We start from the raw sequence: 14,537 nt of genomic DNA, 5'->3' as shown, positions 1-14,537 counted from the left end.
CGGAACTCACCCCCGAACTCGCCGCGGCCGTGCGCATTCTCGACGACGTCCTCACCCGCCTCCGCCTTCCCGACACCGCGGTGATGACCTACGTCCGGCCCGAGAACCCGCTGGACATGACCGGCGACGTGGTTGGCTCGCTGCACCAGATCGCGGAGTTCCCGCAGGTCGCGCTGGGCGAGGTACCGCCGATCGACGGCGGCCGCTTCCACCTCGAGCTGACCGTCCCCGCGGGCACGCCCGCCCTGTTCATGAACCGTTTCCTGCCGTCCGGCATGCCGGTGCCGGTCGTCATGCTCGGCCGCGGCCTGAACTGGCGCGTCGACTCGGTGCGGAGCCTCGGCAACGACGGTCACTGGTTGATCCGCGCCACCGTGGTCCCCGACACGGGTTCGCCTGCCCAGATCGCCGGTGAACCCGCGCCGGGAGATACGCCCGCACAGCCCGAGCAGCGCAAGCCGCCGGTGACCTCCTCGGGGCCGGACGACGCCACCGACGCGCCGGATTCCGTACTGCGGTTGGAGCCGCCAGAGCAGGTGGACGATGCCGGCACGCCGCCCCTGCGGCTGGCTCCCCCCGAGCCGTTCGACGAGGCGCCGCCTTCCGAGATCCAGCCGATGGACCGGCCACGCCAGGACGAGTGGTCCCAGCGCGACATCCCGGAGATCGTCCGCGTGCTGAGCGAACGACACGGCGTCGAGCTGCTGGGTGAGCGGCGCCCGCTGCAGGTGCTCCGGTTCGATCTGCCCCACCTCGATGTCGAGGTGCTCCGGGAGTACGCCAGGGCGATCGACGACATGCTCACGAAGTACCCGGGCGCGCCGGTGGCGATCCTCGACATCCTCACGGTGCAGAACCACCGCGGTGCGTTCGCCGCGACGCAGTGGGAGCCCGAGAACGGCGGCGCCCGAGTCGTTCTCGACTACCAGCTGGCCACCAGTGCCGAGCTGTTCTGGGCGACGATGAGCATGGACGTCAGTTCCGGGCACAAGCACCCGGCCATGGAGCGGCGACCGGCGTACGGCGCCGTGGTCCACGAGGTCGGGCACGTACTCGACTATCTGTCGTCCGAGGAGACCCGCGCGACGATCGAGGGCATCCTGCGCCGTCGGTACGAGGAGGAGTTCGCGGCGGCGCACCTCGCCGCGGGCGGTGCGGGGTACCACACCTGGATTCGTCAGCTCAGCGGCTACAGCTTCCACGACAACGGCGAACTGAACCCGGGCGAGGCGATTCCCGAGGGCTTCGCCGAGGTCGAACTCATCGGGGAGGCCGCGAGCGAACCGGCGCGCGTCATCCACGAGACCCTGGTGGCGAACGCGCGACGTGCCCTCGCCGAGGGGACCGTTCCACAGCCGCCCTCCCAGCTCTCGCCCGGGCCCGACGCGGGTGGCGGCGGGAAGAAGCCGCCGGAGCGGCCGCGGACCGGGATGCCGGATCCCGGTGAGCCGACCGGTGACGGTGCGGAAGGGGCAGCGCCGCAGCCTGATTCGAACACCGACGACGAATCCGGTCCGGACGAGGACGGTGCTGGCGCGGGCAGGTCGGCGCGGCCGGAGCCGACGCCGGATTCCGATTCCTCGGGCGGCGCCCGCCGTGTGCCAACCGAGCCCGCTGCTCCGCCTGTCCAGCAGGGCACGCCGGACAGTGCGCAAAGTTCGAGAGTCGTTGGGGAACAGTCCGGTTCGGCTCGCCCTGAACAGACAGTGCAGTCGCGCCCCGCGAGTGGCGTGCCGGAATCGCCGGGCGCGCGCGACGAATCGCGCGCGATCGTCATCGAGGTGGACGGTCAGCGGATCCCACTGCATCCGGTGGCCGAGGGACACAACGCGTGGCGACCGGAACTCGCACGGCCGCAATCGGATCCGGACTCCGGCGACCTGCCCGCGACGCAGGAGAGCTCGGAACCGCCCGCGACCGCCGAGCCGGGATCGGCTTGGCCGCGGATCAGCACCTCGGCGTTGGTCCAAGGTCACGCCGTCATTCCGAAGCATCCTTCGCTGTCGTCCCAGGACACCGCGGGGCAAGCGCTGCTCGGGCATTTCGCCGGGCTGCCGCTGACCAGTCACGGCGCGCACGGCGAACAGCTCGGCATGAAGTTCAACCCGATGCGTTTGGGTCTGGTCTTCGAAGAGTTGCGGCGCAACCGCGAACTGCTGCCTTTCCTTCGGCGTCTGACCAGCCGTACCCCGGACCAGACCGGAGACGTGCCGCCCGTGCGCAGGCGCACCGGCGAGGACTATCTGCCCTCGATCGACGAGGCGCTGCCCTCCCTGCTGCATCGAGAATTCGGGCGCGAATTCGCCGAGGAGGTCGCGCGCCAGCGACGCGAGCGCGAACAGCAGCGGGCGGATCGGCGGGCCGGGAACGCCTCGGCCACCGCGCGTCCCGAACCGTTCCCCGACGGCGTGCCGCCGCGCGTCGACGGCGTGTTCGGTGATCTCTTCGGTGAGCTGATCGACGCCGCCCGCCGCCGGAGCGCGGCCTTCGACTGGCTGGTCGACTCGGCCGACCGGCTCGAGGTCGACCTGACCGACGACAACCCGGACGCCGTGCAGGACGCGCTGCGGGTGCTGCGGTATCAGCAGGCCAGGCGCATCGGCGCGTTCGTCGGCCTCTCCATCGCCGAGGCGAACTACCAGGTGGAGAACCGGCGCATCCCGTTCGGTCGCGAGGTCAGCTTCTTCGACACCGACCCGATGACCCGCCTGTTGGTCGAGGTCATGGAGGCCAACGGCGGGGACGCCAGCTGGCTGCGTGTGGTTCGCATCGCCAACGGTGACGCGTTCCCACTGTGGGGTGAGCTCTACGACGCCGACGAGCCTGGTCGCAACGAGGGCATCGCCCGCTACTTCGCGGAGGCGCTGAACCGCGATCAGGTCCGCGACGAACGGGCGGTCTGGGCTCAGCTGCTCGACGTCGACATCGTCGACCTCGGTGCGCTTCCCCGGCTCACCATGATCGACGCGGCGAACCGGATCCGCGCCTACGGCACCGATGTCGCCGACTTCCAGTCTCGGGTGCGCCAATTCCTGCGCGCCGACGCCGAGGTCCAGGAACTGACCGGGCTGATATCGGATCTGGCTCTGCGCTCGTCGATCATCGATGACCTTGGTTTCCTGCTCCCGGACATCGATGGCGTCGCGCTGCTGCCCGGTGATCCCGGCAACCCGCCACGGATGGTCGTCGTCGACGGCTTCGGTGACCACGAGGCCGTGCTCGGCCGGGCGCTGCGGGACTACCCGGATCTCGCCGAGGCGGTCGATACCGGCCTGGTCGAACCGGTCTTCCGGACGGCCACGCTGGAACCCGACGGCACCTTCCATCTCACCGACGCCGATCCGGGACGGATCGTGCACCTCCGTCGGGAGATCGACGGCCGCCTGCTCGACCTGACCTTGATCGACGACGGCCACAACGGGTGGCGTCCGGTGCTGCTGGAACCCGCCGAGCCCGACGCGGCGTCGCAGCCGAGCACCGCACCGAGCCGCGGTGAGATCGTCGCCGCCCGTGACGATCTCGCCGCCGCCCTCGACATCCCGGAATCCGAGCGCGGTTCCGCGGCGGAGCTCGCCGAGAGGCTGCGCGGGCTGGGACTGGACAACGCGGTGCGCGCGAGCCAGATCGAGGCGGTCATCGACTACGCGCGCACGGCATGGGATATCGACGACTTCAACAACCACACCGACGCACGCTGGCAGCTGGCGACCCGGATCGATATCGATGTCGACGAGATGACGCCGGAAGCCATGGCGCAGGCGCTCATCGATCCGGATCTGGGCTCGGCGCGCAGGTATCAGGCCGTGCAGGATCTGATCGCGTACTGGAAGGTGGCCAGGGCCGACGACAAAGCCGCGGCCGATGCGGCGCGGGATCGGCTGGCCGAGCGTCTGGGCGTCGGCAGGCGCAAGGGCAGGTTCCCCAAGGATCTGTACTCGCGCAATTACAAGAACGACGACAAGAAATACCGGCCGGACACGTCCAGCCTGGACGCGAAACGGCTGAATCGCGCGATCCGGCATCTGATGCGCCGACCCGCCGAACGGGAGAATCTCGTCGACGCGCTCGCCGAGTTCTACCGGACCATCAACGGCCTCGACCGGTACGACCCGGTCACCCGTGGCGAGGACGCTGTCGATCCCCGTGTCGGTGACACCGAATTCCCCGTCCACGAGCGTGCGGTACAGCACCTGCTCGATGTCGTCGACGATGTCGGCACACTCATCGACGTGCTCGACCGGGTCGGCGACTTCGGGCCGGACGAGATCTCCGCGAGCGGGCATGCGGCACCCAGCCGCGATTGGGCGCTGACCGTCGGCGTAAACCTGACCGATGCCGACGCCGAGCGGTGGGCGACGGTGTACGAGGTCTTCCGCGACGGCAAGCTCGACCAGGAGGAACGGCTCACTCCGGCTGAACTCGCCGAGGTGCAGGCCTCGCTGCGTGCGGAAGTGGTTGCCCGCGCGCGTGATATCGCGAAGCTGAGAGCGTTGAACGACCGGCTGCTCGAACTCGCGGAAGCCGAGCGGCGACCCGCGCTGATCGACCGGTTGACCGCGGAGCGCACCGCCGCGGCGCAGGAGCTGGCGGAAGCCGAGGCCGCGCACGACGCGCTCGTCGATGGTCACCCGGACCGCGCGGCGGCCGCGACCAGGCTCGGGAACGCCCGAGCCGAATTGGCCCGCATCGATGGGGAGCTGACGCGCACGAGCGCCGCGCACCGCGAGCTCAGCGCGCAGGCCGAAGCGGCGGGCCGGCCACTGCGCCGGGCCGAGGTGATCGCGCGATTGGAATCCGATTACGCGGCCGCGGTCCAGGAGTTGGAGGCGGCGCGTGCCGAGCGCGCCGAAGCGAATCGGCCACACGGGTTCGGCGAGGCGGACCTCACCGAGAACCTGGACGAGACCCTACGCGAGCAGCGGGACCGGACGGTGCCCTCCGATGCGGACGCACAGCGCCGGGAAGCCCAGCTCAACGAACTGGAATCGGCGGCACGCAGGTACCTCGCAGCCCGCGCCGAATTGGCGCGCCTGACAGCGCAATTGACCGCCGCGCGCAACACCGCCTTCGGCGACGAGGGCGCGCCCGCTGCGCGCCCGGCTCGGCGCGACGAGATCGCCGAGCTGACGGCGCGGCGGGCGGCCGCCCTTGTCCGGGTCGGCGCGGCCCGCTCGGTGCTGAATGTCGTCAACGGCAGGCACGGCCCCAGTGAAGCGGATCCGACCGAATCGCAGGCGGCCGCCCACCGGTACGAGGCGGCGCGCGCCGAATTGGCGCGCATCGACGCACAGCTCGCTGCGGCGCGGCGGCGCGCCCGGCCCGCCTTGTCGCAGACCGAGCGGTCACGCCGGGTGGTGACTCGGATCGAGGCGCAACGGGAGACCGCGCGGCGCGAGTTGGACGACGCCCGGTCGCGGCGGACCGAAGCCATGCGCGGGTTGCCGGTGGCCGAGTCGGATCTGATCGATGACGCCGCACTGGACGCCATGGTCGAACGGCTGGAAAGCCGGACCCTGCCGGTCTCCGAACTCGCGGAACAGTCGGCGCGGACCTGGGCACTGCGGGACGCGGCGGTGCGCTTCCACGCGGCCGAGCAGCGGTTGACCGCGGTGGATCGGGCGCTCGCCCGCGCCGTGCAACGCCGGGTGCTTGCCGAGGAGGGCGCGCGCCGCCTCGACGACCACGTCGGCATCATCCCCTCGGATCCGCCGGTGATCGTGGTCGTCGGCAGGGACGCGCCGACCGATGTTCGTGCCCGGCTCGCGACCGAGTATCCGCACCTGCGATTGCCGCTCAGCCGGGCGGATGTGGTCGTCCGTCACATCCGGATCGCGGACGGCCCCGACGGTGAAATCACGCTGCACCGCAACGACTTCCGTACCGAAGGGCCGGTGGCGGCCGGCACCGGTCCGCTCAGCTCGGCGGCCGACGGCGACACCTCGGCGAACCGTGCTCGCGCGGAGTTCGATCGTGCGAGGACCCGCCGCGACGTGGCCGGAGACGCGCACTTCGACGCCGTGATGAACCTCAGGAACGAGGTCGCGCGGCTGCCGATCGTCCCTGGTGAGCTGACCAGCCAGACGCTGCAGGCGACGATGCGCCGACTGCTCGCCGAGGGCGTGCCCCAGCAGAGCGTCGACCGTCTGCACGCCGCCGCGAACATCGTCGAGCAACGTCGCGCGGAACTCGCCGCAGCTCAGACGGAATTCGCCGCGGCCAAGCGCCGACTGGAACTGGCCCGCGCCGGTCTGCACGAGGTCCGCTACGACCCGACCGCCGAGCCGCAGCAGACAACCCGCACCGACCCGCGAACGGTCCACTGGCCGGGCGGACCCGCGCCGGAGTCGCGACCGGATGACGACCAGGGTGGCGACGGGCGATCGACCGAAGGTGTCGGGACGTCGGCGACCGGGGTGGTCGACCCGCGGACCGCGCATTGGCCCGGTGGCGTCGCGGAGTCCGACAGCCGGACAACGGATTCCGATGACGGAGACGACTCCGGTGCGGCGGGTGCGCCGTCGCGGCCGGGTCCTCGGCCCGGCACGGACCCCGCGGGTTCGGCGCGTCCGGTGCCGCGGGAATCGCGGCAGTCCGCATCCGGGGCGAACAGCGAAGGGCCCTCCGAGGCGACGGCCGAGTCCAACAGCGCCAGGGTCGCGCCCGAGGGTGAGCCGGATTCCGGCGAGGCGCGCGAGCCGGAGGCCGCCGCGGGCGGTGGTGGCGGAACGAAGCCGCCGCAGGAACCGCCCGCCACCTCGCCCGATCCGGACGAACCGAGCGACGCGGAAAACCCTGCCTCGCAGCCGGATTCCGGTTCCAAAGCCCAAGCGCAGGCGCCGCGGCGGTCGTTGACCGCCAGGGAACGGACCGAGCTCGATCGACTACTGGCCGAGCGCGCCGAGGCGGTCTCGCGCCGCGAGGAGTGGCGCGACATCCGGCGGATGCGGGCGCGGAACCTGCCGGTGGACGTCGACGTCGATCTCACGCGGGACGCGCTGGTCTCGACGATGGACGAATTGCGCGGCAAGACCATGCGCGTCGACGAGATGCCGGCCCGGCTCGCCGCCATCGACGCGCTGGAACGGGCCGCCGAACACGTCAACGACGCCGAACACGACATCGCCCGGCTCGACGACGCGATCGCCGCCCTGCGTGACGGGACATCGCAGGACGAATACGAGGCCCTGGTGCGTGACCGCGCCGCCGCCGTCGCCGAGCGAGAGTTCTGGCGCGCCAAGCGCAATGACCGCGCCTCGCGGTTCACGGATATCCTGCCGACCCTGCGCGGCGCGGACGATTCGCTGGGCGCGGATCTGGCACCGACCTTGGAGCACCTGCGCAACGCCCTGGTCGGCGAGCGCACGATCCCGGGCGTCGGCGAGGACTTGGCTACGCAGACACCGGAATTGGTCGGCGACGCCGAGCTTTCCCGCCGCCGCAGACAGGTGTTCAAGTTGCAGCGGGCGGCCGAGGAATACGAACGCGCGGCAGCGCGGGTCGCCGAGATCGATCGTCGCCTCGGCGAACTCGGCAGGTCGAGGGCCGATGTCGAGCCGACGCTGTCGCACGAGGCGCGCACCGAAATCGACCGGCTGGCACGCGAACGCGCGCGCCAAGTGCTCGCGGTCGAACCGTGGCGGGGAATGCGCGAAGATCTGGCGCGCAGGCTGCGCGTGAACGAGAACGAACTCGGCCACGGGCAACTCGACGAGACCCTCGCGGAAGTCGCGGGCCGGACGATCGAGGCGAGCCGGGTCGCCGAACAGGCGCGCAATCTGAATCTGCTGCGGGAGGCGGCGGAGCGGGTCAATGTCGCAGAGGACGCGATCGAGCGCATCCAGGCCAGGATCGCCGAATTGGCAGGCGCGGGCCGCGAATTCCTCGACGCGGCCGATGCCAGGCCGATCGCGCCCCGCGTCGGTCTCGTCGAGGGTGACCAACCGCGGATCATCGTCGTCGCCCCGCGCGGCGGACTCGACAATCCGCGCGCCCTGCACGACGCGGCGCTGGCCCGCGCGCTGCGGGAGGACGCGTCGGTCGCGCATGTGATGACGCGCCACGACGCGACGGTCGAGTTCCACGAGATCATCGCCGAACGCGGCGAACCGGTCCGGTATCGGCGCATGGACGGACCTCGGCGTGAGTTCCTCGAGATCACCGGGCCCCGGCCGCTCGACTCCGGTGTGCTACTCGTCCGGTGGTTCGACGCCGCGGGCAGGCCGCACGAGGTGCGCCCCGACCGTCCGAGCTGGCGGACCAACCGTGACGGTGGCACCGTGCCCAAGACCTTCCATCCGCGCGACCTCCCCGAGGGGGTCAGCGGTTGGGCGGTGAATCCGTTCCAGGCGGCGCTGGAAGATCCGTTCACCGACAACGGGCCCGGTGTCAACAAGGATCTGCTGCCCGCTATCCCCGGCGGGGCGCCGATCGAAACCGGTCCGACGTACGAGGTTCCGTTCTCCGGCCTCTTCTATCACACGATGCGGTTGATCCTGGAGACGGCGAAGCTGTCCGGATTCACCTGGTACAGCGACAAGAACAACCCCGGTCGGATCCGGCCCGGCTTCAAGGGACACCCGTTGTTCCGGAAGAAGAGCGCCGAAGTGCAACCGATGGCCCGGGAGTGGAACGTCCAGGACCGGTTCGCCCTTCCGGAGAACGAGCGCTGGTATCAGGCGAGCCAGGTCGCCGAGCAGCGGGCGTGGGCGCGGGTGCAGCGTCGTGCGGAACTGGAATACGAGCGGTTCCGCGGCGACGACAGCGATATCGACAGGATCACCGACCGGCTCGCACGCAACCCTGCCGCCGAAGGTGCCGGGCGCGCGGTGCGGGCGGCCGAACTCGTCGCGTTGGTGGACGGACTGATCGAGGACCACATCGAGGGTCTGCCGACCACGCGTCGTCCGGGTGATCCTGGACCGGACCTCAGCGCGGCGGTCGATGAGATCACCGGGCACGTACGCGACGAAAAGCCCGGTGACGCAGAGCGACTGGTGAACTTCATTCACGATCAGCTCACGCGCGGCACCGATGTGGACAGGAAGGAGCTGGCGGGCGAAGTCGCCGACCGCTTGGACAATTCGGCGCACGCGTTCACGAGGGCGGAGATCGCGCAGATCAAGCACCATCTGATGAACGCCGAGTACCTGCGCACCGATTGGCGCACCGGCGTGGTCGTGCGACAGCGGCTCGACGCGGTCGTCGACGTGGCGCTGGCGTGGCAGCGCCTGATCGACGGCGACCCGAACGACGCCGACATCCTGATGTTGCAGGACGCGCTGGCGGAATCGAACTTCCTGATCCGGAACCCGACCGCGTTCTGGAACCTGGCCAACGAGCACGCCGTCCGCATCGGCTTCGACTGGAACTCGAACCGTCCTCCGTTCACCGACTGGGCGAAAGGCGCCAAATTCGCTCCGCCATCACGTGAACCGGAGTACTCCCGGTACGCCCTCCCGCCGCGCCCGGCGACCCCCGCGGACGAGGCGACTCCCGCGGACGAGGCGACCGACCAGAGCGAGCCGACCGCACTGCCGCCCGAGCAGGCACCGGAATCCCCGGTGGATCCCAGGACGGTCCATTGGCCGGGTGGGTCCGAGACGGACGCAGACGCGCAATCGACGGAAGGTGCTGGTTCGCCCGGTGTTGGGCCGGTTGATCCGCGGACGATGCATTGGCCTGGCGGAGTCGGCTCGGAACCCGGGCCGGAGCCGGACCCAGGCGTCGACGGGCGAGCTTCGGAAGGTGCCGCGTCCTCGGCAGCTGAGCCGGTCGATCCCCGGAAGGTGCACTGGCCGGGTGGTCGAGCGGTCGAGCCCGAGGAGAGCGAGGCTGCGCCGTACGGCGTTGGGCCGGTTGATCCGCGCACGGTGCATTGGCCTGGCGGTCGAGCGGCGGAGTCCGATCAGTCTGGCGGCGAGTGGACGCCGGGAGGCGTTGCGTCGTCGGATGCCGGGCCGGTCGATCCACCGGCGCAGTCGCCGCCCACAGGTGAATCCGACTCGGAAAGCGGCGAGCGCCGGCCACGGCCGGAGAAGCTGGCCCGCCCGGATAACGTTGGCGGACAGCCGCCTACAGCGCCTGATAGTGGTTCGGCGGACGCGGCCGCGCCGCGATCTGTGGATGATGAGCGGACCGCTCGGCCCGACGGCGCAGATGGCCTGGCGCAACCGGAGGTCGGCGAGGGGCAGCCACAGCCTGAGAGTGGGTCCGACTCGGAGGTCGGCGAAAGCGTGTCCCAGCCCGAGGGTTCGGCTTGGCCGGATGCTGAGGGCGGTCAGCCGCGACCCGAGGGTGGAGCCGATTCGGTGGCCGGCGACGACCAGTCACTATCGGAGGGTTCGGCTCGGCCGGATAGCGAGGGTGGACAGTCTCGGCCCGAGAGTGGAGTGCAGGCCGAAGGTAGCGAGCGGCCGGAGGTCGGCGACGGACAGCCACAGCCTGAGAACGAGGCCGACGCCGAGGGCGGCGAAAGCGAGTCGCGGTCGGAGGATTCGACTCGGCCGAATGCCGAGGGTGGACAGCCGCAGCCGGAGGACGGGGCGCAGGCGAATGTTGGCGAGGGCCAGTCGCTTCCTGAGGGTGGGTCCGATTCTGAGGTCGGCAAAGGCCGGTCGCGGTCGGAGGGTTCGGCTCGGCCGGATCCTGAGAGCGGTCAGTCGCGGCCCGAAGGCGGGGCGCAGGTCGAAGTTGGCGAGCGGCCGGCGGATAGCGAGGGGCAGTCGCGGCCTGAGGGCTGGACCAATTCGGAAGTCCGCGACAGCCAGTCGCGGTCGGAGCGTCAGGCCGACTCGGAAGCTGACGAAGGCCTGTCGCGGCCTGAAAGGGCGACTCGACCGGTTCGCCAGGATGGGCAGTCACGCCCGCAGGGGGCAGCGCAGGCTGAAGGTGGCGAAGGGCCGACGGGTGGCGAGCGGCAGTCGCGGCCGGAGGGTGCGACTCGACCGGATAGCGAGGGCGGACAGTCGCGGCCTGAGGGTGGGGCGCAGGTCGAAGGTGGCGAGCGGTCGGAAGTCGGCGGGGGGCAGCCGCAGCCTGAGCATGGGGCCGGCTCGGAGGTCGGCGAAAGCGAGTCGCGCTCGGAGGGTTCGGCTGAGCCGGATAGCGAGGGTGGGCAGTCGCGGTCCGAGGGTGGGGCGCAGGTCGAAGGTGGCGAGCGGTCGGAAGTCGGCGGGGGGCAGCCGCAGCCTGAGCATGGGGCCGGCTCGGAGGTCGGCGAAAGCGAGTCGCGCTCGGAGGGTTCGGCTGAGCCGGATAGCGAGGGTGGGCAGTCGCGGCCTGAGGGTGGGGCGCAGGTCGAAGGTGGCGAGTGGTCGGAAGTCGGCGGGGGGCAGCCGCAGCCGGAGCGTGGGGCCGGCTCGGAGGTCGGCGAAGGCGAGTCGCGGTCGGAGGGTTCGGCTCGGCCGGATAGCGAAGGCGGACAGTCGCGGCCTCAGGGCGGGGCGCAGGCAGATGTCGGCGATGGTCAGTCTCGGTCGGAGGGTTCGGCTGAGCCGGATAGCGAGGGTGGGCAGTCGCGGCCCGAGGGTGCGGCGCAGGTCGAAGGTGGCGAGCGGCCGGAAGTCGGCCAGGGGCAGCCACAGCCTGAGCGTGGGGCCGGCTCGCAGGTCGGCGAAGGCGAGCCTCGGTTGGAGGGTTCGGCTCGGCCGGATAGCGAAGGCGGGCAGTCGCGCTCGGAGAGTGGGGCGCAGACCGGAGGTGGCGAGCGGTCGGAGAGCGGCGAAGGTCGGCGGCGAGTCGAGGGGGAGCGGCCTTCGGCGGGAGACGACAGGCGTCCGCGGCTCGACGGTGGTGCGCGGGCTGGTCTCGCGGCCGGAAGTGGCGCGGAGGAAGAGCGCGAGCTGCGGATGCCACCGCCGGTACCGCCGAACCCGCCTGTGCCGCCGATGCCGCAACCTCCCGTGCCTCCGCAACCGCCGGTGTCTCCGAAGCCTCCGCAACCGCCGGTGCGGCCGCTCCCGGAGGCTCCTCCGGAACCGCGACCGCCGGTCCCGCCGCGCCCGGAGATCCCTCCGGCACCGCAGCCTCCGATCCCGGAGAACCCGTCGCCGCCTGTGCCTCCTGTTCTGCCCGTGCCACCGGAGCGACCGACCCCGCCGCGTCCGCCGATGCCGGAACCTCGGCCGCCGCAGCCGTTCCCGCCTGGCGGGCCGGTGCCACCGAAACCTCCGTTCCCGGCCCCGCCGCGTCCCCCGATGCCGGAACCTCGGCCGCCGCAACCGTTCCCGCCTGGCGGGCCGGTGCCGCCGAGGCCTCCGTTCCCGGTACCTCCGCGACCGCCGCTGCCCGAACCCGAGCTGCCGCAGCCCTTGCCGCCTGGGTGGCCGGCACCACCGGTCCCACCGTGGCCTGCGCCGCCGTCGCCGGAACAGCCGCTCCCGCAGCCGTTCCCGCCTGGGCAGCCGGTTCCGCCGCTCCCGGAGATTCCTACGGCGCCGAAGCCTCCGGGCACTCCGGCCTTCGAGGATCCGTCGCTGCCTGTGCCTTCGGTTCCGCCGGTGACGCCGGAGTTCCCGGTCGCGCCCGCGCCGGAGCCTCCGTCGTCGCAGCCGCTCCCGCCTGGGCAGTCGTACCCGCCGGGGCAGCCGTACTCGCCGGGACAGCCGGTCCCATCGTGGCCTGCGCCGTCGTGGCCGGAACCATCTGTGCCTTCGGTGCCGCCGGTGTCGCCGGAGTTCCCGGTCGCGCCCGCGCCGGAGCCTCCGTCGTCGCAGCCGTACCTGCCCGGGCAGCCGTACTCGCCGGGACAGCCGGTCCCATCGTGGCCTGCGCCGTCGTGGCCGGAACCATCTGTGCCTTCGGTGCCGCCGGAGTTCCCGGTCGCGCCCGCGCCGGAGCCTCCGTCGTCGCAGCCGTACCCGCCTGGGCAGCCGGTCCCATCGTCGCCTGCGCCGTCGTGGCCGGAACCATCTGTGCCTTCGGTGCCGCCCGCGCTGCCGGAGTCCCCGGTCCCATCTGCGCCGGAATCGCAGAGCGCTCAGCCGTTCCCGCCTGGGCAGCCGGTCCCATCGTGGCCAGCTCCGTCGTCGCCTGAACCGTCGTTGCCTTCGACGCCTGTGCCGCCGGCATTTTCGGTTCCGTCTGCTCCGGAATCTCCGTCACCGCAGCCGGTCGCGCCTGGGCAAGAGGTGCCGCCCCTGTCGCCGGTCTCACCGTGGCATGCGCCGTCGTTGTCGGAACCGCCTGTGCCTTCGACGCCTGCGCTGCCGGAGTTCCAGGTTCCGCCTGCGTCGGAATTGCGGACGCCGGAGCCGGTTCCGTCCGGGCAGCTCGTCCCATCGTGGCCTGCGCCGTCGTTGCCGGAGACGCCGCTGCCTTCGGTGCCGCCTACGCTGCCGGAGTTTTCGGTTCCGTCAGCGCCGGAACCTCCGTTGCCGCAGCCGTCCGCGCCCCCGCAGCCGGTTCCGCCCGGGCAGACGGCCTCGCCGTGGCTGCCGTCGTCGGAACCATCGGTGCCGCCGGAGTTCCCGGTTTCGTCTGCGCGCGAATCTTCCTCCGCGCAGCCGTTCCCGCCTGGGCAACAGGTTGCGCCGGTGACGCCGCCGCAATGGTCGGTCCCGCCGGTGTCACCGATCCCGGGGGTTCCGGAGGTCCCACCGCAGTCGGTTCCGCCTTCGCCACAGGCTCCACTGCCGGAGCGCCCGGAATCGCCGCCAAACCTGGGGCAGCCGGGTTCGGGCAACGGATTCGGGTCTCCCGGTGGTTCGCCGCAACCGCCGGGATCCGCGGTCGACGTGCCGTATCCGTCAGGTGACGGAACTCGTAACGGGCAAGGCGGCAATGGATTCGGTCTTCCGGATGCGCCCGGCGCCGGACACTACGACGCGCCCGCACCGGTTCGTCAGGATCCGCCCGCGCCGCAGTACGACTCGCCCTCGAACGGCTCCAACGGCGGCGAATCCACAGGGCAGACCGGCGAACAGCGGGCGCCGTGGTCGTCGAACGGTCATGACCAGCCGAACGGCGCGAACGGTCACTCCGGTAACGGTTTCCCCGCCTCGAATGGTTCGCAGGCGGGTGCGATGGGCGCGGCCGGGATGCCGGGTGCGGCGGCCCCGAGTGCGCCCGCGCGTTCTTCGCGGGCGCTGCCGCGTGCCTCGGTGTTCGGCAGTGGGCGCGGTCCCGGCGGCGAGAGCGCGCAGCCGCGGGGGAACACTATTGTCGTCCGGTCGCACACCGGGTTCGGCGAGTTCTCCGAACTGGATTTGGGTACCGGTGATCTGCGCGCCATGAACACGGGTCTCGGTCCAGTGGCCGGCGTCTACGGCACTGTCGGTGAGACGCGGCTGGTGTTCTACCGTGACCGCGGTCGGCTCCTGCTGCGTGTCGCCGGCCGGACGGTCGACCTCGAGGCCGGGCAAGTCATCGTCGGATGGGATCGAATCAACGAGCGCACAACGCGTTTCGTGCTGTCGGTCGCCGGCTCTGTGCTGTGCGACGTGCGTTACCCCGCTGTGGCGCCCGATCTCGACCTCGGCATGCTGATCCGCGACGTGCTGTCCGATCCGGCTCGCCGCGAACGCATCTTCTCCGCGTGA

At 71.4% G+C, this 14,537-nt stretch carries 1 protein-coding gene (cut by a window edge); it reads left to right on the top strand.

The features are described 5' to 3' along the window. A protein-coding gene (locus FB390_RS01645; RefSeq protein ID WP_141807361.1) for a hypothetical protein crosses the window boundary here: on the top strand, window positions 1–14,537 show its final stretch. Its footprint begins 28,186 nt before the window's first position; only the last 14,537 of its 42,723 coding nucleotides appear in the window; its start codon lies off the left edge, out of view; it ends in the stop codon at window positions 14,535–14,537.

Origin of the sequence: Nocardia bhagyanarayanae (assembly GCF_006716565.1) — a bacterium.
In the GTDB taxonomy this organism is placed as follows: domain Bacteria; phylum Actinomycetota; class Actinomycetes; order Mycobacteriales; family Mycobacteriaceae; genus Nocardia; species Nocardia bhagyanarayanae.
This window is presented reverse-complemented; position numbering and strand designations above follow the sequence as displayed.